Below are 23,654 nucleotides of genomic sequence, written 5' to 3' on the forward strand. Positions count from 1 at the left end.
GACGTATCGCGTCCCCTGTGCGACGGGCTGTATCCGGCTGAACCGGACGGGGCCGGTCGCTCGCGGTCACCACCGTGAGTGACCGGCGACCGCATTCCCGTCGCCGTCCCCGGGTGGTCGGCATCGCCGCCGTCCCGCCCGCGCACCCGATCCCCGTACCGGACACACTTCCGCGCGGCCATCGTCCCGCGCGGCATCTGGCCACAGGGTGGCTCGGCTGACCCAGCCCGCCGTCCTCCCCGGGAGCACGTCTCCCGCGTGAGGCTCCGACGTCCACGAGCGCTCCCCTTGGCCCCCGCCCCCTGATCCGGCTTCCGCCCGGCCCAGAAGGCCCTCCAGCGCGCTCCACGCGCCTCCGCAGCCCTGCGAGCCTCCCCGGGGTGTCTCCCCCGCGCGCCGAGCCCACGGCAGCGTCCCACGAGTCCGCCCTCGGCGGACGGACCGGCATCCCCCGCCGCGCGCCCCTCGCCCCTGTCTCCGGCGGGCCGCCCCGGCGGAGCACCCGGCGCCCCCCACACAGCCACAAACGCACGGACGGCCGGTCCCCCGCGAAGGGTGACCGGCCGTCTCGTCGTGCTCACCGTCCGCGTTGCCGCCGACGAACCCCGACCCGTCAGTCGAGGTAGTCCCGCAGGACCTGGGATCGCGACGGGTGCCGCAGCTTGGACATCGTCTTCGACTCGATCTGCCGGATGCGCTCACGCGTCACGCCGTAGACCTTGCCGATCTCGTCCAGCGTCTTCGGCTGCCCGTCGGTGAGGCCGAACCGCATCGACACGACACCGGCCTCGCGCTCGCTGAGCGTGTCCAGGACCGAGTGCAGCTGTTCCTGGAGCAGCGTGAAGCTGACCGCGTCGGCGGGCACCACGGCCTCGGAGTCCTCGATCAGGTCACCGAACTCGCTGTCGCCGTCCTCGCCGAGCGGCGTGTGCAGGGAGATCGGCTCACGCCCGTACTTCTGGACCTCGACGACCTTCTCCGGCGTCATGTCCAGTTCCTTGGCCAGTTCCTCGGGCGTGGGCTCGCGGCCCAGGTCCTGGAGCATCTGGCGCTGGACGCGCGCGAGCTTGTTGATGACCTCGACCATGTGCACCGGGATACGGATGGTGCGCGCCTGGTCGGCCATGGCGCGGGTGATCGCCTGGCGGATCCACCAGGTGGCATACGTCGAGAACTTGTAGCCCTTGGTGTAGTCGAACTTCTCGACCGCGCGGATCAGACCGAGGTTGCCTTCCTGGATGAGGTCGAGGAAGAGCATGCCGCGGCCGGTGTAGCGCTTGGCCAGGGAGACGACGAGCCGGAGGTTGGCCTCCAGCAGGTGGTTCTTCGCCCGTCGGCCGTCCTCGGAGATGATCTCCAGTTCACGGCGGAGCTTGGGCGCGATCTTGTCGGAGCCCGCGAGCTTGTCCTCGGCGAACAGACCGGCCTCGATGCGCTTGGCGAGTTCGACCTCCTGCTCGGCGTTGAGCAGGGGGACCTTGCCGATCTGCTTGAGGTAGTCCTTGACCGGGTCGGCCGTGGCACCGGCCGCCGCGACCTGCTGCGCGGGGGCGTCGTCCTCGTCCTCGTCGGACAGGACGAAGCCCTCGTTCTCCGTCTTGACCTCGGTGCCCTCGCCGGGCGCACCGGCGCGGACCGCGCGCTCCGTCGGCTCCTCCAGGGTCTCCTCATCACCCTCAAGGAACTCGTCAACGATCTCCTTCTTCCCGGCCTCGTCCTTGCCCGCGGCGGTCTTCTTGGCCGGCGCCGTCTTCTTGGCGGCGGTCTTGCGCGCGGTGGTCTTCTTGGCCGGTGCCGCCTTCTTGGCGGCGGTCTTCTTGGCGGTGGCGGTCTTCTGGGAGACGGAGCCGCCCTCGATCACGGCGCCACCGTCGGCGGATGCCTCGGGCCTGGCCACGGCGGTGGCCTTCTTCGCCGGGGCGGTCTTGGCCGCGACGGTCTTGGTCGCGGTGCGCTTGGCCGTCGTCTTCGCGGCGACACTCTTCCGGGTGCGCTTGGGCGCCTCGGCGGCACTCACCATCAGCGTCACGCCCTCCTCGTCGAGGATCTGGTTGAGGCTGCGCAGAACGTTCTTCCACTGGGTTGACGGGATCTGGTCAGCTTCGAAGGCCCGGCGGACATCGTCGCCGGCGATCTGCCCCTCAGCCTTTCCCCGTTCGATGAGCGCCATCACAGAATTGGACTCGGCGATCTCCGCGGGGAGAGTACGGGAAGTGCTGGCCGACACGAACAACCTCTCGGAAACTCTGGGAACGGCTTAAGGCCCGCCCGATGGAAGCGGAACCGTGACCGACGGCGGGGATACGCCGACGGCTTCGGCAGGCGTGGGGACGGATTGCTGGTCCGGCCGCCGCGGCCACCTCTTGGGACATCGGCGCTGCTCCCCGAAGCGTTACGCAGCTTTCGCGTGGCGCGAGTCACACCACGCACTCGACTGTAACGGGCCGGTGCAAACGCGCCGCCGGAGTCCGGTGAGGGCCGGCCCCGACGACGCTCCGTGACGCCGGACCCCGGTCAGTGCTCGCGCGGGGCGGGCACGACGTGGTCGGCCCCGGCGGCTGACTGGCCGGGCGCCGTGGGCGCGGGCACCTCGTGGGAGGCCGTGAGCAGCTGCCGCATGGCGGTCTCGGCGGCGACGGGCTCTCCCGCCGCGACGCCCTCCAGGATGCGCTGGTGGAGGGTGACGGACCCCTCGGACGGCTGCTCGCAGCCAGACCCGCTGCCGCCCGAGACCTGGAGCGCCGCGCCGACGATGCCGGAAAGGTGCTCCAGCATCCGGTTCCCGGCCGCCTGGAGCAGCAGGGCGTGGAACTCGGCGTCGGCGCGGGAGAAGGTGAGGGCGTCCCCCTGGCCGAGGGCGTGCGTCATGATCTCGACCATGTCGCCGAGGCGCTGGCGGACCTCGTCGCGGGCCTCACCGGCGGCGAGCCGTGCGGCGAGGGGCTCGATGGTGAGGCGCAGCTCGCCCAGCTCGCGCCGCTGGTCCTCGCGCTGGGGGCCGAAGGCGCGCCATTCGATGATGTCGGGGTCGAGGAGGTTCCAGTCGCCGACGGGGCGGACGCGCGTGCCCACGTTGGGCCGGGCGCTGACGAGCCCCTTGGCCTCCAGGACGCGGAGCGACTCGCGGACGACGGTGCGGGACACCTCGAAACGCTGGCCGATCTCCTCGGGGACCAGGGGCCGGTCGGCGCCGAGGTCGCCGGAGACGATCATCTGGCCGAGCTGCTGGACGAGTTGGCCGTGCAGGCCGCGGCCCCGGCTGCCGGCGGCGCGGCGCCCGATACGGGCCATGTCGGGGTCGGTCCCGTCCCACGCGAGGGCGTTGGTGGTGCGGGCGGCGCCGCTTGACTCCGCGTAGGAGTAGCGGTCGAGGTCTCCCGTTCCGGTGGCGCCTGAGTCGGCGGAGCGGGAGGTGGTCATCATCGAGTGCGCAAGGGTAGTCACGCCTCCTTTGTCGGCGACGTCCGTTGGCACCTTGAGGTCTTTGGTGAAAAGCACACGAAAGGGTGATCGGCGACTCCCGCATAATTGACGTCTAACCGTAAGGAAATGGACTCCGCGCGCGCATTGCGGGCAATCTCAAGGAAGTTGGGGAGCGCGGCCCGTCCGCGGGCCGTCCGGCGCCGGGGGTGACCGGCCGCTCAGCGAACGCTGTTCCGCAGGCTGATCAGGGCGTATCCACCGAGCAGGACGGTGAGGGAGAGGACGAGGGCCCAGCCGATCGGCGCAGACGCGAGATGCGCGGAAGCGGACAGCCAGCGATCGAGTCCGGACGGGAACGGAAGCGTGGTGAGGGTCTGGAAGCGGCGCGGGAGTCCGCTGAGCGACTCGCCCGCCGGGCTGTCCAGCAGCGCGCGCAACCCGGGCGCCGCGGCCAGCGGGACGGCGGTGACGGCCGCGAGTCCGACGAGGGTGGAGCGGAAGATCCCGGCGGCGAGCACCCCGGCCCATGCGCAGCCCACGGTGAGCAGGGCGATGCTCTCCAGGGCGTCGGTCCAGGACGCCGCCCCGGGTGCCGGACGGGCGAGGAAGAGGTGGAGCGCCGCGGAGTTGGCGGCGATGGCGGTGCAGCACAGGAGGAGGGCGGCGGCGCCCGCGACGACGAGCTTGCCGATGAGCAGCGAGAGTCGGCGGGCGACGTGCGCGCTGGCCGGGGCGAGCGCCGGGTAGCGGAACTCCTGGCCGAACGCCAGGGCGCCCAGCAGCCCGGCCGCCATGGCGACGGGGGGCAGGGGCAGGGGTTCGGCCCAGCCGGTGAGCGTCCGTTCCACGGGCCGTGTGTCGGCCATGGCGAGGCACAGCGCGGTGACGAGGCCCGCGACGAGCGCGGTGCCCATGATCCACCAGCCGGTGTGCACGCCGGTCCAGCGCCGCAGTTCGTAGCGCAGGGGCCAAGTGGGGCCGGGGGGCGACAGGGTGAGCAGCCTGGGCATCGGCGCGGGTGTGGCGGGGGCCGCCTCCGGGGTCCCTGGCACGCCTTCGGGCTCCGAGCCGTGGCCGGGTTCGTCGCGTGGCCCGGGCTCCGTGTCCGCGCGGTGATCGGGGGCGTCGATGGTGTGCGGGGCGGTGGTGTGCGGGGCGGTGGCGAGGGAGGGGGGAAGGGCGGGGAGGGTCACACGGGTCCTGGACGCCTGCGCGGCGGCGGCTTCAGGAGTGCGTCCGTCGGCGCGGTCGAGGGGAGCCATGCGGCTGTGGTCCCCGGAATCGCCCACCTCGTCGGCGAGTTGGTGCAGGACGATGTGGTGCCGGTAGGCGACCTCGCCGACGGCCGCGCGGCTGCTGCTGTAGACCGCGAGCCGGGTCCCGGACTCACGGACGACCTCAGGGGGCCCGTCGGGGCCGGGCGCGGCGGTGCGGAATTCCTGGGTGAGCGCGGCGGCCAGCCGTCCGGCATGGGGGGTGTGGACGGCGACGCGGGGGCGGAGCCGGGTGCGGGTGAAGTCCTGGACCGCCTGGTCGGCGACCAGCCGACCGCCGTCGAGGCTCACCACCCGGTCGGCGAACCGCGCGGTCTCCTCGGCGTCCTGGGCCGCCATCAGGACGGCGCCGCCCTGGTCGGCGTATCCCCGCAGCAGGCCGTGCATCCACGCGCTCTCCCGGAGGGAGAGCCCCGAGGCGGGTTCGTCCAGCACCAGGGTGTGCGGGTCGCCGAGCAGGGCGACGGCCAACCCGAGGCGGCGGTCCATGCCGAGGGAGAACCGTCCGAGGCACTGCCCGGCGAGGCCGCTGAGCCCGACCACGTCGAGCACCTCCTCGGCACGGGCGGCGGGTACTCCGGCCGCGGCGGCCAGCATGCGCAGCTGGCCGATGGCGGTGCGCCTCGGGTGTCCCGGCACGTCACCGAGGAGCGTCCCGATCTCGCGCGCGGGGTGCGGGATCTGGATCAGGGCGCGACCACGGAAGAGCGCGACCCCGCGGCCCGGCGTCAGGTGGAGCATCAGCCGCAGGGCGGTGGACTTGCCGGAACCGGATGGCCCGAGCAGCGCCGTGACCTTGCCCGGGCGCGCCTCGAAGGTGACGTCGTCAACGGCCGGCGGCCGACCGCGCCGAGACGCACTGGTGAGTCCGATGGCCTGGATCATCGATTCTCCCGTCGAGCGTGCACGTGAGGCACCCTAACGGGACATAGGTGATTTTCCGGGCGACGCGCGGAGGTTGCCGGACCGCGCCTCCCCCACCCTGGACGGCGGCGCCACCGTCACACCTCGGGCCGGAGCATCGGCGGGTTCAGCACGGTGGCGCCACCGGCCCTGAACAACTGGGCGGGGCGGCCCCCCTGCCGCGTCGTCGTGCCGCCCACCGGCACGAGGAAACCGGGTGTACCGGTGACCTTGCGGTGGAAGTTCCGCGGGTCGAGCACGACTCCCCATACGGCCTCGTACACCCGGCGCAGCTCGCCGACCGTGAACTCCGGCGGGCAGAAGGCCGCGGCGAGGGATGAGTATTCGATCTTCGAACGCGCGCGCTCGACGCCGTCGGCCAGGATGCGCCCGTGGTCGAAGGCGAGCGGTGTCGCCGCCCCGATCCCTGCCGTAGCACCGGCCTCGGTACCGGTACCGGCGCCACGGGAGACCTCGTCCCCGAGCAGGTCCCCGACCGGGGTCCACTGCGCGCCGCCCGCGTCGCCTCCCGGGGTGGGGGTCGGCAGGTCGGGGGCCAGCACCAGATGCGCGACACTGACCACACGCATTCTCGGATCCCTGCCCGGATCACCGTAGGTGGCGAGCTGTTCGAGATGCGCCGCCGAGTGGCGGTTCCCCGACTCGTGGGTCCGCAGCCCCGTCTCCTCGGCAAGTTCACGCGCCGCCGCCGAGGCGAGGTCCTCGTCCGTGCGGACGAAGCCGCCCGGCAGTGCCCACTGCCCCTGGTGGGGCTCCTCGCCCCGGCGGACCGTGAGCGCGCACAGGGCGTGCCGACGGACGGTGAGCACGACCAGATCGACGGTGACGGCGAACGGTGGGAAGTCCGACGGGTCGTAGGGCATGCCGTGATCATAGGGGGCCCGAACCCCCTCCCCGGCGCCTCCGATCGGCCCGCTGCTGACGCATCGATCGCCGCAACGGCTCGGGATCGATCCCCTCGTTGCACGCCTGGTGCAGCAGCCGCGCGAACACGTACTCGGGATCGGCGCTCAGCGCCCGTCCCAGTGCGACGTGGGCACCGATCCCGTCCCCCGTGGACCAGGCGACCCATCCGGCGAGGGTCAGTGGCGCCGCGGCGTGGTCGGCGTACTCGGCGACGCACCGCCTGGCCAGCGCCGACCACAGGCGCAGCGCGACCGGCGCCTCCCGCCCCTCCATCCATTCCGCGGCCCGGTCGCGGGCGATCCGGTCCTGGAGACCGATCAGGAGACGCGCGGCCTCCGCCGACGTGATCAGGGCGTCGTCCGCCGCGTCCGTCTCCGGGGGGCCGCCCTCGCCCCGGGCCGTGGCCCGCCGGAGCCGGTCGAGCAGCCGCTCCGCGAGCCCGAGGGTCTCCCCGCGCACGTCCTCGATGTCCGCCGGGGTGCCCAGCATCCTCGGGAGAAGGGCGGTGGCCGCCGCGTCCAGGGCCCGCACCTGGGGAGCGACGGGGAAGCCCTCCGGCGGCATGAGCCGCCGCTCGATGTCCCGGAGCGGGCCCGGCCGGGGAATCCCGGCGAGGACCGCGGCGGCGGCCACCGGGGAGGTGCTCTCGTCGGGCAGCTCGCGGCCGTCGTCCGGGCAGGAGGCCCCGGTGCCCGTGCAGCAGTAGGACCAGAAGCGGCCGTTGGCGAGATACAGGGCTTCGTGCACCGGGATGTCGAGCGCTCCGCAGGCGGTCCTGAGCCGCTGGGCGAGAGGCCGCAACCGTTCCATGAGGGCGTCGGCCTGCGTTCCGGACGGCGGTTCCTGGCACAGGTAGGCGACCGCGGCGTCGGGACGGGTGCCGTACCGCGCACCGCACTCGGCCAGGGAGGCGGCCATGTGGTCCGCGGCCTCGGCCCAGTGGGCCGGGTCGTCGGGGATGCCCATCCTGACCCTTCCTCCGAGGCGTCCGCGCGGACCGTGGAGTCCGATGAGGACGATGGAGTCGTCGGGACGGAAGCCGAGCAGGTGCGGCAGCGCCACGGCGAGGTCCGCCGGTCCGCGGAGGGTCACGCCGCTCTCCCGGTCGATGTCCGCCTTGCGCGTCGATGCGTTGTGTCGTGTCATGCCGAGGAGCTTGCGGCAGTTGGGCCGAGCATGCCGTCGGTTGTCCACAAGCACCGCTAGGCGATCGGATGATCAGTGCAGGGGGTGAGTTATCCACAGGGCGATCGGCGCGCGAGGGGAATCTCCGCTTGCATGGGGGCATGACGCATTCAGCCGCACAAAACCCCACGAACCCCGAACAGGTGCGCACCTCATCGTCCCGGCAACGGCGCGGGCAGTGCCCGCGCCGCCCTCTTGGCCCGTCCCACCACGGCCCGCAGAGGACGCGGCGGGCCGACCGGATCCGGCCGCCCCTCTCCTGGACACCGCACCGGCCTCGCCCGTCGCGTGCGGCGCCTGCCGACGACCTCGGCGGCGGTTCCGACTCGGCCCGGGTCGGGGCGAGGGCCGTCTCCGCCGCTGAGGGGAACGACTCATCCCGCCGACGCGAGGAGCAGCGGCAGCACGGGCCCGCTGCCTGCCTGCCTCAGCAGGCGGGCGGCGACCGCGAGCGTCCAGCCGGAGTCGGTGTAGTCGTCCACGAGCAGGACGGGGCCGGAGAGTGGGGCCAGGGCGGCGGCCAGTTCGTCGGGCACGGCGAGGGCGCCCGACAACGCCTTGAGACGTTGGGCGGAGTTGCTGCGGCGTGCCGCGTGCGTGCCGTCCGGGCCGGTCCAGGCCAGGGTGCCGAGCAGGGGAAGGCGCCCGACGTCCGCGATTCCCTGGGCGAGGGAACCGACCAGCTGCGGCCGTGCCGAGGACGGCATGGCGACGACCCCCACCGGCCGCGCGGGGGCGTCCGCGTCGCTTGCCGCCCAGCCTCCCGGAGAGCGCGCCCAGTCGGCGAGAACCGTCACGGCGGCCCTGAGGACGTCGTCGGGCACCGGCCCGTCGGGCGCGTTCTCCGCCAGCAGCGGGCGCAGCCGGTTCCCCCAGCCGATGTCGGAGAGCCGCCCCAGGGCGCGTCCGGTGGCTCCCTGTTCGTCGGCCGGGATACGCCCCTTGAGCTGGACGCCCAGGGCGGGCATCCCTGTCGGCCACATCCTGCGCGGCTCGACCTCGACCCCCGGGCGGTCCAGTTCCTTCACCGCACCCGTCAACGCCTCGGCCGAGACCGAGGGATCGGCCCAGGGACCCGCGCAGGTGTCGCAACGGCCGCACGGTGCCGCGCCCTCGTCGTCCAGTTGGCGGCGCAGGAACTCCATCCGGCAGCGGGACGTGCTCGCGTAGTCGCGCATCGCCTGCCGCTCGGCCGCCCGCTGCCGCGCGACCCGCTCGTAACGCTCGGCGTCGTACACCCAGTCGGCTCCGGTCGCCGTCCAACCGCCCTTGACCCGCTTGACCGCGCCGTCCACGTCCAGAACCTTCAGCATCGTCTCCAGACGGCTGCGCCGCAGATCAACCGCCGCCTCCAGCGCGGGTACGGACAGCGGCCGCCCCGCTTCCGTGAGCGTCGCGAGGGTCTGGCGGACCTGAGTCTCGGCGGGGAAGGCGGTGTCGGCGAAGTAGCGCCAGATCGCCTCGTCCTCCGTGCCCGGGAGCAGCAGCACGTCGGCGTGGGCGACGCCACGGCCCGCGCGTCCCACCTGCTGGTAGTAGGCGATGGGCGAGGAGGGCGAGCCGAGATGGACCACGAAACCGAGGTCCGGCTTGTCGAAGCCCATACCGAGCGCCGACGTCGCGACCAGCGCCTTGACCCGGTTCTCCAGCAGATCGGTCTCGGCCTGGAGCCGGTCGGCGTTCTCCGTGCGCCCCGTGTAGGAGGCCGCCCGGAAGCCGCGCTGCCGCAGGAAGGCCGTGGCCTCCTCCGCCGCGGCGACCGTCAGCGTGTAGACGATCCCGGAGCCCGGCAGGTCGTCCAGGTGCTCGGCGAGCCACGCCAGACGGTGCGCCGCGTCCGGCAGCCGGACCACACCGAGCCGCAGGCTCTCCCTCTCCAGCGGGCCACGCAGCACCAGGGCGCCGCCCACTCCGGTGCCCAGTTGTTCGGCCACGTCCGCGGTGACCCGCGCGTTGGCCGTCGCGGTGGTGGCCAGCACCGGGACGCCGGGCGGCAGCTCGGCGAGCATCGCCCGCAACCGGCGGTAGTCGGGGCGGAAGTCGTGCCCCCAGTCGGAGATGCAGTGCGCCTCATCCACCACCAGGAGGCCGGTCGTGGCCGCGAGCCGGGGAAGCATCTGATCGCGGAAATCGACGGAGTTGAGCCGCTCCGGGCTGACGAGGAGGACGTCGGTCTCCCCCCGCTCCACCTCCTCGTGGATAGCCTCCCACTCCTCGGGATTGGCCGAGTTGATGGTGCGCGCCCGGATACCCGCCCGCGCCGCCGCCTCGACCTGGTTGCGCATCAGCGCCAGCAACGGCGAGACGATCACCGTGGGGCCCGCACCGCGTCTGCGCAGCAGCGCGGTGGCCACGAAGTACACCGCCGACTTGCCCCAGCCGGTGCGCTGCACGACCAGTGCCCGGCGGCGCTCCTGCACCAGTGCCGCCACCGCACGCCACTGGTCCTCCCGCAGCCGCGCCGCCCCCTCCGGGACGCCGACGAGCCCGGCGAGAAGGATGTCGGCCTCGGTGCGCAGTTCCTGATCGTCCATGCCCCCATGCAACCCGATGGCACGGACATTCAGCCAACCCGCCCCTTCCCACCAGGTCAGGCACGCGCGTTCGCACACCCGCGAGAACCGGGCGCCACCGCCCCGGAGGAACCGGGAGTCCGGGGTGGGCCGTGCCGGAACAGCCGCCCGCTGTGCCGGTCAGAAGAAGCCGAGCTGTCCCGCGTCCTCAAGGGTCTCGTCGGCGGACGCCTCCCGATGCGACGGCAGACGCAGATGCCGCCAGCGCGGCAGGGAGTCGAGGTAGGCCCAGGAGAGCCGGTGGTGCGGCGTCGGCCCCTGGTCCTCCAACGCGGCGCGGTGCACGGGCGCGGGATACCCCGCGTTGCTGTCGAAGCCGAAGTCGGGGTGATCAGAGGCCAGTTCGGCCAGCATCGCATCCCGGTGCACCTTGGCTATGACGGACGCCGCGGCCACCGCCACGCACGACTGGTCGCCCTTGATCACGGTCCGCACCTGCCAGGGGGTCCCCAGGTAGTCGTGCTTGCCGTCGAGGATGACCGCGTCGGGCCGCTCGGGAAGCGCTTCGAGGGCACGCACGGCGGCCAGGCGGAGAGCAGCCGTCATGCCGAGGGAGTCGATCTCCTGCGGCGACGCGTGCCCGAGGGCGTAGGCGCTCACCCATCGGGTCAGGACACCGGCGAGCGCGGTACGGCGCTGCGGCGTCAGCAGTTTCGAGTCGGTCAGCCCCTCGGGCGGCCTGCGCAGCCCGGTGACGGCGGCGCACACGGTGACGGGCCCGGCCCACGCGCCGCGGCCGACCTCGTCCACCCCCGCGACGACACGGGCGCCCGTCGTGGCGCGGAGGGAGCGCTCGACACGGTGGGTGGGAGGTTCGTACGGCATGGCGGCGACCACCCTACGCGCACCAGCCCTGGAAGGGACGCTCGGGTGTGTACCAGTGCTCGAAGGGCCGGTCGAGGTGGTAGCGCCCGTCCCGGCCGAGCAGCAGTTCGCGGGTCTCGCCGTTCCCCGGGTTGGACAGCGACTCGAACTCGGCGACCGTCCAGTGCAGCCACCGCATGCAGAACAGGCGCATCGTCAGGCCGTGCGTCACCAGCAGCACGTTGGGCGGATGGTCGGGTTCCTCGAAGCTGCGCCACAGACTCTCCAGGAACGCGCCCACCCGGTCGTAGACGTCGGCGCCCGACTCCCCCTGCGCGAAGCGGTAGAAGAAGTGGCCGTACGCGTCCCGGGACCGCTTCTGGCGCAGCACGTCCTCGCGGTCCTGCCAGTTGCCCCAGTCCTGCTCGCGGAGTCGAGGTTCCTCCCTGGCCCGCACGCGGGTGGGGTCCAGCCGCAGGAGCTGGAACGTCTGATGGGTCCGCCGGTAGGGCGACACGTACGCGGAGACCCGCTCGTCGCCGAACACCTCCCGCAGCCGCTCCCCCGCCGTCGCGGCCTGCCCACGGCCCTTCGCCGTCAGTTCGAGGGCGTGGTCGGGGACATGGGCGTACACGGAATCGTCATGGTTCCCCTGCGACTCTCCGTGCCGTAGGAGGACGATACGCCGGGGCTGTGCCATGGGATGCAGCCTATGCGAACCGGCGGCGGGCGACACATCGCCGCTCAGACGGTCCAGGACGGCTCCATGTCGATGACGTCCCCGGCTATCGCGGCGATGTCCGCGCCGGTCTGCGCACGCAGCCCCAGCCGCTCCACCCGCTCGGTCCGGTACTTGGCGCGCTCGGCCGCCGAGTTCCACATCGACAGGACCAGGAACTCGCTGTCCGCCTCGGCCTCGGCGAAGACACCGCGCAGCATCCCCGGCGACCCCGCCATCGCCGGATTCCACACCTTCTCCTGCATGAGGGCGAAGTGCTCGGCGCGCTCCCTGTGCACCTGGCAGTGGGCCACCCGCAGCAGGTCCGCCTCGGCGAAGCGTGGCTCGAAGCCCGTCTTCACGTCGAACCGGTACTGGAACAGCCGCACCCGCATGTCCTGGAAGGTGCCCGACTGCGAGGCCGCCAACCGGTCGTGCGAACGCGCCATGAACGAGTCGTAGAACGCGCGGCTCTCCCAGAACCCGAAGAGGTGCACCACCCCCTCACGCGTCCTGCTCCAGCCACCGCCCTGGGCCCTGAACCCCGGCTCGCCGAGCAGCCCTGCCCACTTCCGCTGCCCCCGCTCGAAGCCGACTCGGTCGATCACGGTGCACCGCATCCACTTGACCAGCACCGCGCCATCGTACGGCCATCCCCTCGGGCCGACCTATGGACCGTCCTGCCCGGCTCCCGTGGCCGCCCGGGCGAGGTAGTCCTCGAACGTCACGCGCCCGACCGCCCGGCGAGGCGCCAGCAGGGCGCCACCACGCAGCGCCCTGAACGCCTTCCCCGGAAGCCGGAGCGGCAGGACCGTCCGCCGGAGACCGTCCGCGGCCAACACCTCATGGGTCAGCTCCAGCATCGTGCGGATCTCAGGACCCGCCATGTCCGCCGCCTGCCCCGCCGGGGATCCGACCGCCAGCTCGGCGAGCCTGCTCCCCACCTCACCGGCATCGACCGGCTGGAGACGGACGCCCCCGCCCGCCGTGAGCACGACGGGCGACCGGCGCTGCGCCCGGACGACGGCCGCCACCAGGCTGTGGAACTGCGTGGCGCGCAGCACGGTCCAGGGGAGCCCGCTGCGGCGCACCGCGCGTTCGCAGGCGAGCTTGGCGCTGTAGTACGGGATCGACGGCGTACGCTCCACACCCACGATGGAGACGTAGAGCAGATGCGGGCTCCCGGCACGCCGGGCGGCGAGGGCGAGCCGCTGCGTCGCGCCGACGTCCCGCCGCCCGCCCGAGGTCGCGCAGTGGACCACCGCGTCGGCACCGCGCAGCGCCGTGGCGAGACCGTCGCCGGTCGCGAGGTCGCCGACGCACCAGGTCACGGACGCCTGGGCACGGGAGGGCCGGGGCCGTCTGCTGAACACGCGGACGTCGGCACCGCCGTCGCTCAGCCGACGCACCACCTCGCGGCCCAGCACGCCGGTACCGCCGGTGACCAGGATCGTGCTCATACGGACCAGGCTGCCGCCCGCGCCGCGCACCGGCAGCCCGAGGCTGCCCGGAGGGGTGACGCGCGGCGCGGCTCCCGCCTCACCGCGCCCGGCGGACCCGCGACCGTGACGGCCCTTCGTCAAGGTCAACGGGAGGGCCGTCGAGGAGCCCCGCGTCAAGAGATCGACATGTCGATGCTGCTTGCCCGGTTGGGGCGAGCCCGGAAGGGCCCTTCGGCATTCCGGAGGGGAGTCGGCCCGTGCGACCGGCGGAGATCGCCTGATCCCGGCGTCGCGGCTCCTCGGCTCTCGATCGGGAAACGCCGACAGCCTCGGCGGTGGCGCCCTGTGGGCCTCCGCCACCAACGCGGCGCGCGCGGCCCAGGTCCACTCCTCCGGGGCGAGGATTCCGAGATACCTCGCCCGGCGTTCTGCCCGCTGAGCCACAGGTCCCCGAGCGTGAGACAGCGCATCAGGGTCGTGCCGGACGAACCCGCCTGGCACGGCGGAGCTTCCCGGGCAATCTCGAATCAGGGTGGCGATCGAGAGCGAGCCACAGCAGGGCCTGGGCTCCTCCTGACCGTCTCTCCCGCGCGTACGCCGTCGGGGAACCGAAGTGGTCGGACAGCGGCCCGCTGGTTCGGATCGACGGGATGCCCGTCGGTGGCGGACGAGCCGCGGCGGCGCTGTGCTCGTCACGGTGAAGGGGGGCGTGGACCGTCGTGGAGGTGATCGGCCGATTCGCCGGGTGCGGCGGAGGCCCACGCGGCATGCGTCAGAGCCCGCGTGGGTCGCATAGACGATGGTGCGAGGCGCCACCGTGGAGCGACTCTCCAGGCCCGGAACGTCTGGCTCATCGGCGGACGGAGGGCCCGAATCCCTTGTTCATGACCTGGAGCACGCCAGGACGGCCCGCGTGCTGGGCGGTGCAGTCGTGGGATCGACCGCACCGCCCGGCACAAATGGTCATGCCTCAACAGCGCCCGGGATCAGCTGCATCCGCTGGTCGAGCCGCAGCCCTCGCAGAGGTAGCAGCTTCCCGCTCGTTGCATCTTGGTGCCGCAGGAGAGGCACAGCGGCGCGTCGGCGTTGAGGCCGAGCTGCATCTCCAGCAGTTCCGTCGAGCTGTGCGCCTCCCGCGGGGCCGGGCGTTCGGCCCCGGCCTGCGGCGCCGTGGGCTCGGCGGCCGGGGGGACGACCGGCGCCGCCGGTGCGGGAAGGCCGCTCGGCCGGACCGGCTCGCTCTGCACGGGCGCCGACTGCGACAGCCCCTCGACGTCCACGTCCTCGGCCGACGGCTCGTACGACCCCGTGTCGAGGTGCCGCTGCCGCTCGGCCGCCGTGTGGATGCCGAGCGCCGACCGCGTCTCGAACGGCAGGAAGTCGAGCGCCAGGCGGCGGAAGATGTAGTCCACGATGGACTGCGCCATCCGCACGTCCGGGTCGTCCGTCATACCGGCCGGCTCGAACCGCATGTTGGTGAACTTGGAGACGTACGTCTCCAGCGGCACCCCGTACTGGAGGCCGACCGAGACCGCGATCGAGAAGGCGTCCATCATGCCGGCGAGGGTCGAGCCCTGCTTCGACATCTTCAGGAAGACCTCGCCGAGCCCGTCGTCCGGGTACGAGTTGGCCGTCATGTAACCCTCGGCGCCGCCCACCTCGAACGAGGTGGTGATGCCGGGCCGCCCCTTCGGGAGCCGCTTGCGCACCGGACGGTACTCCACGATCCGCTCCGGCTCGGCCGCCACCGACGCGGCGGGGGAGGCTGCGGACCCGGACGTCTTCGCGTCGTCCTTCTTCTTCGCGGACAGCGGCTGGCCGACCTTGCTGTTCTCGACGTAGACGGCCAGCGCCTTGACGCCGAGCTTCCAGCCCTCCATGTAGATCTGCGCGACGTCGTCCGCCGTGCTGGTGCTCGGCATGTTGACCGTCTTGGAGATCGCGCCGCTCAGGAACGGCTGGGCCGCCGCCATCATGCGGACATGGCCCATCGGGGCGATGGACCGCTCCCCCATCGCGCAGTCGAACACCTCGTAGTGCTCCTGCTTGAGGCCCGGCGCGTCGATGACGTTCCCGTGCTCGCCGATGTGGGCGACGATCGCCTCGACCTGCTCCGGCGAGTAGCCGAGCCGCTTGAGCGCCTTGGGCACGGTGTTGTTCACGATCTGCATGGAGCCACCGCCCACCAGCTTCTTGAACTTCACCAGGGCGAGGTCCGGCTCCACACCGGTCGTGTCGCAGTCCATCATCAGACCGATCGTGCCGGTCGGGGCCAGCACGGACGCCTGCGCGTTGCGGAAACCGTTCTTCTTGCCCAGCCGCAGGACGTCCTGCCACGCCTCGGTGGCCGCGGCCCACACCGGCGTGTCCAGGTCGTCGCCCCGGAGGGCCACGGCGTTGGCGTCGGAGTGCTGGCGCATGACCCGGTTGTGGGCGTCGGCGTTGCGGGCGTAGCCGTCGTACGCGCCCACGACGGCCGCGAGTTCGGCCGAGCGCCGGTAGGACGTGCCGGTCATCAGGGAGGTGATGGCACCGGCGAGGGCACGCCCGCCGTCCGAGTCGTAGGCGTGGCCGGTCGCCATCAGCAGGGCGCCGAGGTTCGCGTAGCCGATGCCGAGCTGACGGAAGGCGCGGGTCGTCTCGCCGATCTTCTGCGTCGGGAAGTCCGCGAAGCAGATCGAGATGTCCATGGCCGTGATGACCAGCTCCACGACCTTGGCGAAGCGCACGGCGTCGAACGACTGGTGGCCCTCGCCGTCGTCGTCGAGGAACTTCATCAGGTTGAGCGACGCGAGGTTGCACGAGGAGTTGTCCAGGTGCATGTACTCGCTGCACGGGTTGGACGCCGTGATCCGGCCGCTCTCCGGCGAGGTGTGCCAGTGGTTGATCACGTCGTCGTACTGGATGCCGGGGTCGGCGCACGCGTGGGCGGCCTCCGCCATCCGGCGGAACAGGGCCCTGGCATCGACCTCCTCGATGATCTCGCCGGTCGTCCGCGCCCGCAGCCCGAACCGGCTCCCCGACTCGACGGCCCGCATGAACTCGTCGTTGACCCGCACCGAGTTGTTGGCGTTCTGGTACTGGACGGACGTGATGTCGTCGCCGCCCAGGTCCATGTCGAAGCCCGCGTCACGCAGGGCGCGGATCTTCTCCTCCTCCTTGACCTTCGTCTCGATGAACGCCTCGATGTCCGGGTGGTCCACGTCGAGGACGACCATCTTGGCCGCGCGCCGCGTGGCGCCGCCCGACTTGATCGTGCCAGCCGAGGCGTCGGCGCCGCGCATGAACGACACGGGGCCCGACGCGTTGCCGCCCGAGGTGAGCAGTTCCTTCGAGGACCGGATGCGGGAGAGGTTCAGACCGGCCCCGGAGCCGCCCTTGAAGATCATCCCCTCTTCCTTGTACCAGTCGAGGATCGAGTCCATCGAGTCATCGACCGACAGGATGAAACAGGCGCTGACCTGCTGCGGCTGCTTCGTCCCGACGTTGAACCACACCGGCGAGTTGAAGCTGAAGACCTGGTGCAGCAGGGCGTAGGCCACTTCGTGCTCGAAGACCTCGGCGTCGCCGGGCTCGGCGAAGTAGCCGTGCTCCTCGCCCGCCGCGCGGTACGTCTTCACGACGCGGTCGATCAGCTGCTTGAGGCCCGTCTCCCGCTGGGGGGTGCCCAGGGCGCCGCGGAAGTACTTGCTCGTGACGATGTTGACCGCGTTCACCGACCAGAAGTCGGGGAACTCCACGCCGCGCTGCTCGAAGTTGATCGAACCGTCGCGCCAGTTGGTCATGACGACGTCACGACGCTCCCAGACCACCTCGTCGTACGGGTGCACCCCCGGGGTGGTGTGGACGCGTTCGATCCGCAGACCCCTGGCTCCCTTGCCGCTCCTGGCACGGGACCCACGTGCCGGGCCGCTCGTGGTCTCAGTCATTCCGCCTCCCTGTACGGGCGTGACGCCCTGGTGCGATCCGGCTCGGTCCCGGTTCGCGGATGGGTGATGTGGTGACCGGGGCGCGCGGGGGTGCCCCGGCCGGGCTGTGATGGGTGATGAGGGTCTCCCCCGGGCCGGCCACCGGTGCGGGCGGCGGGACGGGACGGGCGGGGGCCCGGGCTCAGCCGGTCGCGGCGGGACGGCCGACGGGGGCGGGCGTGTCGCCCGGCCCCGCGGGTGGTCGCTCGCGCTCGCGCAGCTCGGCGATGGCCGTCTCGAAGTCCTCCAGCGTGTCGAACGCGCGGTAGACCGACGCGAACCGCAGGTAGGCGACGACATCGAGCTCACGGAGCGGGCCGAGTATCGCGAGGCCCACGTCATGGGTGGACAGCTCGGCGCTGCCGGTGGCGCGCACGGCCTCCTCGACGCGCTGCCCGAGCTTGGCCAAGGCGTCCTCGGTGACGGGCCGCCCCTGGCACGCCTTTCGCACACCGGCGATGACCTTGTCCCGGCTGAAGGGCTCGGTCACGCCGCTGCGCTTGATCACCATGAGCGACGCCGTCTCGACCGTGGTGAAGCGCCGCGAGCAGGTCGGGCACTGGCGGCGACGGCGGATCGTCGTGCCGTCGTCGGCGGTCCTGCTGTCCACGACACGGCTGTCGGGGTGGCGGCAGAAGGGGCAGTGCACGGCTTCCGTCCCTTCTCTCGCATGACGCGGCGTCGGTTACTCAGCGTGACCCCGCCATGGGCGGGCGGGGTGCTCCACTCACTCCGGCCGGGCGTGTCGCACACCCGCCGGGGTGTCCCCCAGCATAGGCGATCCACGGCGCGGATGACGCGGGGGGACCACAACTTGTGGGGAGTCGCGAGACATCAAACCACTAGATCTAGGGTTAGGCTGCGATCGGCCAGTCGCGCGTGTCGGGAACCGCCGACGCGCCCCGACGAGCCCACCCGGGGGCGGACGGAGCGGGCACCGGACGGGAGGCTACCGTACGCGCGGTTACCGTTAGCACCCGGACCCCGTTACTGTGTGATCGCAATACACCTAGATTCTTGATCAAGTGGACTGATCAGCGATTTTTCACTCGAACGTGTGTTTGGCGCAACCTTTCGATACCAACTACCGTTGTGTGACTAGGGAGTACCAGCCTGAGAAGGGGCCGACATTGACCACCGCAGCAGACGACGCCGTCACCGCCGCTGAGCGCCGCCAGGATCGGCTGGCCGCCCCCGTGGGCAGCTCCGTCGCCGCGCCTCCACGCGCGATGCCCGGCCGCCCCCCCGGCATCAGGGCGGACAGCTCCGGCCTCACGGACCGGCAGCGTCGGGTGATCGAGGTCATCCGCGACTCCGTGCAGCGCCGCGGCTACCCCCCGTCCATGCGGGAGATCGGTCAGGCCGTCGGCCTCTCCAGCACCTCGTCGGTCGCGCACCAGCTGATGGCCCTGGAGCGCAAGGGCTTCCTGCGCCGCGACCCCCACCGCCCCCGCGCGTACGAGGTGCGCGGCGCCGAGACGCCCGTGCCGCAGGCGGCCGACACGGCGGGCAAGCCCGCGGCCTCCTACGTCCCGCTCGTCGGCCGCATCGCCGCCGGGGGGCCGATCCTCGCCGAGGAGTCCGTCGAGGACGTCTTCCCGCTCCCCCGCCAGCTCGTGGGCGACGGCGAGCTGTTCGTCCTGAAGGTCGTCGGCGACTCGATGATCGAGGCCGCGATCTGCGACGGCGACTGGGTCACGGTGCGCCGCCAGCCCGTCGCGGAGAACGGCGACATCGTCGCGGCCATGTTGGACGGCGAGGCGACCGTCAAGCGCTTCAAGCGCGAGGACGGCCAGATCTGGCTGCTGCCGCACAACGGCGCCTACCAGCCGATCCCCGGCGACGAGGCCACCATCCTCGGCAAGGTCGTCGCCGTGATGCGCCGCGTCTGACGGCCGTCGCGCGCCCTCCCTCACGACGCGGTGGCGCTGCGGGCCGCCGCGTCGATCGCGGCCAGCGAGCGGCGGACCTGGTTGCGGTCCGTCGTGTACCAGAAGTCGGGCATCGAGGTCCGCAGGAAACCGCCGTACCTCGCCTTGGCCAGCCGCGGGTCCAGGACGGCGACCACACCACGGTCGTCCGTCGCCCGCACCAGACGCCCGGCCCCCTGCGCCATCAACAGCGCCGCATGCGTCGCCGCGACCGCCATGAAGCCATTGCCGCCCGCCTCCTCCACGGCCTTCTGCCGGGCGGTCATCAGCGGGTCGTCCGGGCGGGGGAACGGAATCCGGTCCATCACCACGAGCTGACAGCTCGCGCCTGGCACGTCCACGCCCTGCCACAGCGACAACGTTCCGAACAGGCAGGTCCGCGCGTCCTCGGCGAACGCCTTGATCAGCTCGCCCAGCGTCTCCTCCCCCTGGAGCAGCACGGGCACGTCCAGCCGTCCGCGGATCTCCTCGGCCGCCGTCTGCGCACCGCGCATCGACGAGAACAGGCCGAGCGTCCGCCCGCCCGCCGCCTCGACCAGCTCCGCCAGTTCGTCGATCATGTCCGGCCGCCCCGGGTCACGTCCCGGCGGGGAGAGATGCTGGGCGACGTAGAGGATGCCCTGCCTGCGGTAGTCGAACGGCGACCCGACGTCGAGCCCCTTCCACTCAGGCGACTCCTCCCCGTGCCGCCCCTCGGGCGCCAGGCCGAGCGAGGCGCCCACCCCGTTGAAATCGCCGCCGAGCTTGAGCGTGGCGGAGGTGAGGACGACCGAACGCTCGGTGAAGAGCTTGTCCCGCAGCAGCCCCGACACGGACAGCGGCGCGACGCGCAGGGACGCCCCGTACCGGTCGTGCCGCTCGCACCACACCACGTCGTACTCGGACTGCTGGACGATCCGCTCCGCGACCGCCTGCACCGTCTCGATCGACGCCAGCGCCTGCTTGCGCACCGCGTCCTCGTCCGAGAGGGAGGCGTCCCGCGTGTTCCCGAGCGCGGTGATGACCGCGCGCGCGGCGTCCCGCAGGGCGGCCAGCGCGTACCCCAGATCCTCCGGCAGCTTCTCCAGGCGGCCGGGCAGCGCCAGTTCCATCAGCCGCTCGAACGTCTCGGAGGCGGTCTGGAGCTGGTCCGCGACCTTCTCGTCCACGATCTTCGCGGCGCGGCGCACCGCCCGGCCGACCGAGCCGGGCGTCAGCTCGCCCGTCGCCACCCCGGTGACCCGGGAGACCAGCTCGTGCGCCTCGTCCACGACCAGCACGTCGTGGCCCGGCAGGACGGGGGCGCCCTCGATGGCGTCGATGGCGAGCAGCGCGTGGTTCGTGACGATGACCTCGGCAAGCTTGGCCTGCTCCCGCGCGGCCTCCGCGAAGCACTCGGCGCCGTAGGCGCACCGGCTCGCGCCCAGGCACTCGCGGGAGGAGACCGACACCTGGGCCCACGCCCGGTCGGAGACGCCGGGGCTCAGCTCGTCACGGTCGCCGCTCTCGGTCTCGTCCGCCCAGTCACGCAGCCGCAGCAGGTCCTTGCCGAGCCGGCTGCTGGGCGGCCCGGCCGCCGCGACCGCCTCGAACTGGTCGAAGAGCCCGTCCTGTTCGTCCTGCGGCACCCCCTCGTGCAGGCGGTGCAGGCACAGGTAGTTCGAGCGGCCCTTGAGCGTGGCGAACTCGGGCCGCCTGCGCAGCAGCGGGTGCAGGGCCTCGACGGTGCGCGGCAGGTCGCGTTCGACGAGCTGCCGCTGGAGCGCCAGGGTGGCCGTGGCGATGACGACGCGGTCGCCCTGCGCGAGGGCGGGGACCAGGTAGCCGAGGGACTTGCCGGTGCCGGTCCCGGCCTGGACGAGCAGATGGGTGTTGCCCTCGATCGCCTCGGCGACGGCCTCGGCCATGGCCACCTGACCTGGCCTTTCCGTACCGCCGACGGCGGCGACCGAGGCGTGCAGGAGATCGTGGAGGCCGGGCTTCCCTGATGTCGCGCTCATAGGGCAGTCACCTTACGCGGCGGCACTGACAGCCGCCGACGCCCGAGCAGTTCCGGCCAACCGGCCGACCCGGGCGCGGCGGCCGGGGTCAGGACGTGTGGAGCGGATTGGCGACGGTGCCGTGCACGGCCGCGTGGGGACGTTCGGCGCGGTCACGGTAGCCGTCGAGGTGGAGCCGGTTGCGGTTGAGGCACAGCCGGGCGATCCGGGGCGTGAGGAGGTCGAACGTCTCGAATCGGTTCTTCAGCTCGGGGAAGCGCGCCTGGTACGCCAGGATTTCCGCCCGGACGAGTGACCAGAACTGGCTTTCCGGCACGCCGAGCTGCTCCTCGCACAGCGGCGCCAGGTAGCGGAACACCCCGACGAACAGCCCGGAGTGCAGGAACTGCGTGAGGGCCGAGGGGGCTTCCCTCAGCAGCACCTCGCGCACGGGCTCCGGCACGTAGTCCAGCTCGGGCAGCGGCACGTCGCCGAGGTTGACGTCGTCCACGAAGTCCTTCACCGCGAGGCGCACCGGCACGTCCCGCTCGTCGAAGACCACGAGGACGTTCTCCCCGTGCGGCGAGAAGACCGTGCCGTACCGGTAGAGGAAGTGCAGCAGCGGCGGCAGCAGCGCGTGGAAGAGCCGGCGCAGCCAGGCGCCGCCCGACAGCCCCGAGCGGGCGACGAGTTCCGCCGTGAGCGCCCGCCCGGCCGCGTCGGTCCACAGGAGCGCGGCCAGTGTACGCGGGCGCTCGCCCGGGGCGAGGAAGGGGCCGATCGGCTCGCGCCAGATGCAGCCGAGCAGTTCGCGGTACTGGTAGGGGACGGTCGGCAGCCGGTCGTACAGCGGGTGTTCGACGGCGACGGAGGCGGTCTCGCCCAGCAGGATCGGCCGCATCTCCTCGGCGAGGTACGGGTCGGCGTCGCGGATGCCGTGCACCCAGGCCGTGACGGCGGGCGCGGCGGCGGTCCGGCGGGTCGGCAGGCCGCGGTAGACGAGCGTGTTGAGGATCGACAGGGGCAGCTTGACCGTACGGGCGTGGGGGCGGCTGACGTTGAGGAACGTGCGGATCGACTGCTGGGGCAGCCGCAGGTCGCCGTCCGTGGGCAGGGGTATCAGCGCGCCGGAGGCGAGCTGCGGCGCGTACAGCGGGGCGATGGTCTCGTCCCACTGCCAGGGGTGCACGGGGAGCCACAGGTAGCTGCCGGGGTCGCGGCCCTCGTCAGCCACGGCCTGGGCGAACGCGGCGCGCGTGGCGCCGGTCAGCTCGTCGGCGTACAGGCGACCTGGCTCGGCGAGGCCGGGCACGCCCTGGTAGCGCGCCAGGTCACGGTGGACGGCGAGCCACGGCAGCGGGCCGGGAACGCGCGCCTCGGGTGCCCAGCGCGCCACGTCGGTGGCCGAGAAGCCGACGCGGCCCTTGCTGGCGACCAGCCAGGGGTGGCCGGTCTGATGGCCTTCGAGGCGTACGTGGTCGAGGCCCGCCAGGGCGGCGGCGGTCGGCGCGTCCGCGGCCAGCCGCACGTCCGCGGCGAGGGTGGCGGTCAGCTCGCGCAGGAAGTGGCCCGTGGTGTCGCCCGTCATGCCGAGGAGGGTGTCGTGGGCGCGTGCGACGAACTCCAGCGGATCGGCGCCTGGTCCGAGGGAGTCGGGATCGATACGCCAGTGCCCGTACGCCCCGCGCCGTGCGCGGAAGCGGTAGGTGAGGTCGTCCGAGACGGGCAGGCGGTACGTTTCTGCGCCCGTCCCGTCGGCCAGCGGCTCGATGATCCCCTCGTACGCGAACTCCGCCAGCGTCTTCGCGAGCAGTGCGCGCGCGGCACGGCGCCACGGGTCCGCCGCGTCGGGCCGGTCGCCCCGCGCTCCGCTCGGCTCGGGTGGACGGGGGGTCGGGTGCGGTGCCATACCGGTTCTCCTCCTCGGTCGGGGACGGGTGAACGGTCAGGGGCGTACGCCGGCGGGCGGCCGGCGTTCCCGGAGCATGAGGGCGGCCCGTTTGCCGGGCAGGGCGATCTCCCCCGCCGCGCGGAACCCGGCGGCGCGGAAGGCGGCGACGGACGGGGCGTTGCGCACGTCGGGCTCGGCGACGACGCGGGGGCAGCGCGGCCGGTGCCGCAGGACGAGTCCGGCCGTGGCGCGCAGCAGCAGCGTCCCGAGTCCTCGGCCGCGATGGTTCGCGGGGCCGATGAGCAGGTGCAGCCCGGTGTCGTGCGGGAGGGCGGGGTAGTGGGCGGCGAGGGGGTCGAGGTCGGCCCGGTAGATCTCCCAGTAGCTCATGGGGACGCCGTCCAGCACGCCGAGGCACGGGACACTGCCGCCGTCGCCGTCGAGCTGGGCCGCAAGGTGCGCGGCGGTCCGTGCGGCCGGGCCCGCCAGCTCCCAGAACGCGTCCACCACCGGGTCGTTCATCCACGCCGTGAGCAGCGGCAGGTCGGCCTCGCGGCGGACGGGCACGAGCCGGAACACCCCGGCCGGGGTGACGGCCGGGGCCCAGTGGGCGATGTCGTGCGGCGGCCGGGGGGCGCCGTCGCCTTCACCTATGGC

At 72.6% G+C, this 23,654-nt stretch carries 16 protein-coding genes; 1 reads left to right on the plus strand and 15 read right to left on the minus strand.

The genetic code is table 11. From position 1 onward, the window contains the following. Positions 1-613 precede the first annotated feature (613 nt). The 12 genes from IF27_RS21775 to nrdR form a co-directional block, all read right to left on the minus strand. Positions 614-2,233, minus strand: coding sequence for an RNA polymerase sigma factor (locus tag IF27_RS21775; protein WP_110946121.1), 1,620 nt, complete (start codon positions 2,231-2,233; stop codon positions 614-616). 281 nt (positions 2,234-2,514) lie between these two features. Next, entirely contained in the window at positions 2,515-3,498 is a 984-nt protein-coding gene (locus IF27_RS21780; RefSeq protein WP_110946122.1) for a FadR/GntR family transcriptional regulator, read from the minus strand. Between the two features lie 143 nt (positions 3,499-3,641). Beyond that, positions 3,642-5,582, minus strand: a complete 1,941-nt coding sequence (locus IF27_RS21785; RefSeq protein WP_052851375.1) for an ATP-binding cassette domain-containing protein — start codon at positions 5,580-5,582, stop codon at positions 3,642-3,644. A 116-nt stretch (positions 5,583-5,698) separates the two neighbouring features. Then, positions 5,699-6,484, minus strand: a complete 786-nt coding sequence (locus tag IF27_RS21790; RefSeq protein WP_052851376.1) for an NUDIX hydrolase — start codon at positions 6,482-6,484, stop codon at positions 5,699-5,701. Between the two features lie 7 nt (positions 6,485-6,491). Then, the gene (locus tag IF27_RS21795) at positions 6,492-7,673 is read right to left on the minus strand and encodes a DUF4192 domain-containing protein (protein ID WP_110946123.1); all 1,182 of its coding nucleotides are present in this window, start codon (positions 7,671-7,673) and stop codon (positions 6,492-6,494) included. A 413-nt stretch (positions 7,674-8,086) separates the two neighbouring features. Next, on the minus strand, positions 8,087-10,246 hold the full coding sequence (locus tag IF27_RS21800) for a RecQ family ATP-dependent DNA helicase (protein ID WP_052851378.1): 2,160 nt from the start codon (positions 10,244-10,246) through the stop codon (positions 8,087-8,089). 159 nt (positions 10,247-10,405) lie between these two features. Next, the gene (locus tag IF27_RS21805) at positions 10,406-11,110 is read right to left on the minus strand and encodes a ribonuclease HII (protein WP_052851446.1); all 705 of its coding nucleotides are present in this window, start codon (positions 11,108-11,110) and stop codon (positions 10,406-10,408) included. Between the two features lie 13 nt (positions 11,111-11,123). Then, complete coding sequence (locus tag IF27_RS21810; RefSeq protein ID WP_052851379.1) at positions 11,124-11,789, minus strand: histidine phosphatase family protein; 666 nt, start codon at positions 11,787-11,789, stop codon at positions 11,124-11,126. A 44-nt stretch (positions 11,790-11,833) separates the two neighbouring features. After that, the gene (locus tag IF27_RS21815; RefSeq protein ID WP_052851380.1) at positions 11,834-12,442 is read right to left on the minus strand and encodes a YdbC family protein; all 609 of its coding nucleotides are present in this window, start codon (positions 12,440-12,442) and stop codon (positions 11,834-11,836) included. A gap of 33 nt (positions 12,443-12,475) precedes the next feature. Further along, complete coding sequence (locus IF27_RS21820; protein WP_052851381.1) at positions 12,476-13,267, minus strand: SDR family oxidoreductase; 792 nt, start codon at positions 13,265-13,267, stop codon at positions 12,476-12,478. A 968-nt stretch (positions 13,268-14,235) separates the two neighbouring features. After that, on the minus strand, positions 14,236-17,178 hold the full coding sequence (locus IF27_RS21825; RefSeq protein WP_052851382.1) for a vitamin B12-dependent ribonucleotide reductase: 2,943 nt from the start codon (positions 17,176-17,178) through the stop codon (positions 14,236-14,238). Between the two features lie 181 nt (positions 17,179-17,359). Continuing rightward, positions 17,360-17,866: a transcriptional regulator NrdR gene (nrdR, locus tag IF27_RS21830; RefSeq protein ID WP_052851383.1), complete on the minus strand. Its 507-nt coding sequence runs from the start codon at positions 17,864-17,866 to the stop codon at positions 17,360-17,362. A gap of 481 nt (positions 17,867-18,347) precedes the next feature. On the opposite strand from nrdR, the gene lexA reads away from it, so the two are divergent. Continuing rightward, complete coding sequence (gene lexA / locus IF27_RS21835; RefSeq protein ID WP_052851384.1) at positions 18,348-19,109, plus strand: transcriptional repressor LexA; 762 nt, start codon at positions 18,348-18,350, stop codon at positions 19,107-19,109. A gap of 20 nt (positions 19,110-19,129) precedes the next feature. Here lexA and IF27_RS21840 read toward each other — a convergent pair whose 3' ends face one another. The 3 genes from IF27_RS21840 to IF27_RS21850 all read right to left on the minus strand — a co-directional run bounded on the left by IF27_RS21840 (position 19,130) and on the right by IF27_RS21850 (position 23,651). Continuing rightward, positions 19,130-21,127, minus strand: coding sequence for an ATP-dependent DNA helicase (locus IF27_RS21840; protein ID WP_052851385.1), 1,998 nt, complete (start codon positions 21,125-21,127; stop codon positions 19,130-19,132). Positions 21,128-21,215: 88 nt separating this feature from the next. Then, the gene (locus IF27_RS21845; protein ID WP_110946124.1) at positions 21,216-23,015 is read right to left on the minus strand and encodes an IucA/IucC family protein; all 1,800 of its coding nucleotides are present in this window, start codon (positions 23,013-23,015) and stop codon (positions 21,216-21,218) included. A 36-nt stretch (positions 23,016-23,051) separates the two neighbouring features. Then, positions 23,052-23,651, minus strand: coding sequence for a GNAT family N-acetyltransferase (locus IF27_RS21850; RefSeq protein WP_223291156.1), 600 nt, complete (start codon positions 23,649-23,651; stop codon positions 23,052-23,054). Between the last annotated feature and the right edge of the window lie 3 nt (positions 23,652-23,654).

It is taken from the genome of Streptomyces avicenniae, from assembly GCF_000719135.1.
Taxonomy (GTDB): Bacteria; Actinomycetota; Actinomycetes; order Streptomycetales; family Streptomycetaceae; genus Streptomyces; species Streptomyces avicenniae.

Bases quoted from the DNA above. Each gene is read 5' to 3' on its own strand.
- IF27_RS21810 (WP_052851379.1), bottom strand. From the start codon at position 11,789: ATGGCACAGCCCCGGCGTATCGTCCTCCTACGGCACGGAGAGTCGCAG.
- IF27_RS21795 (WP_110946123.1), bottom strand. From the start codon at position 7,673: ATGACACGACACAACGCATCGACGCGCAAGGCGGACATCGACCGGGAG.
- IF27_RS21805 (WP_052851446.1), bottom strand. From the start codon at position 11,110: ATGCCGTACGAACCTCCCACCCACCGTGTCGAGCGCTCCCTCCGCGCC.
- IF27_RS21785 (WP_052851375.1), bottom strand. From the start codon at position 5,582: ATGATCCAGGCCATCGGACTCACCAGTGCGTCTCGGCGCGGTCGGCCG.
- IF27_RS21820 (WP_052851381.1), bottom strand. From the start codon at position 13,267: ATGAGCACGATCCTGGTCACCGGCGGTACCGGCGTGCTGGGCCGCGAG.
- IF27_RS21845 (WP_110946124.1), bottom strand. From the start codon at position 23,015: ATGGCACCGCACCCGACCCCCCGTCCACCCGAGCCGAGCGGAGCGCGG.
- IF27_RS21825 (WP_052851382.1), bottom strand. From the start codon at position 17,178: ATGACTGAGACCACGAGCGGCCCGGCACGTGGGTCCCGTGCCAGGAGC.
- IF27_RS21790 (WP_052851376.1), bottom strand. From the start codon at position 6,484: ATGCCCTACGACCCGTCGGACTTCCCACCGTTCGCCGTCACCGTCGAT.
- IF27_RS21800 (WP_052851378.1), bottom strand. From the start codon at position 10,246: ATGGACGATCAGGAACTGCGCACCGAGGCCGACATCCTTCTCGCCGGG.
- IF27_RS21840 (WP_052851385.1), bottom strand. From the start codon at position 21,127: ATGAGCGCGACATCAGGGAAGCCCGGCCTCCACGATCTCCTGCACGCC.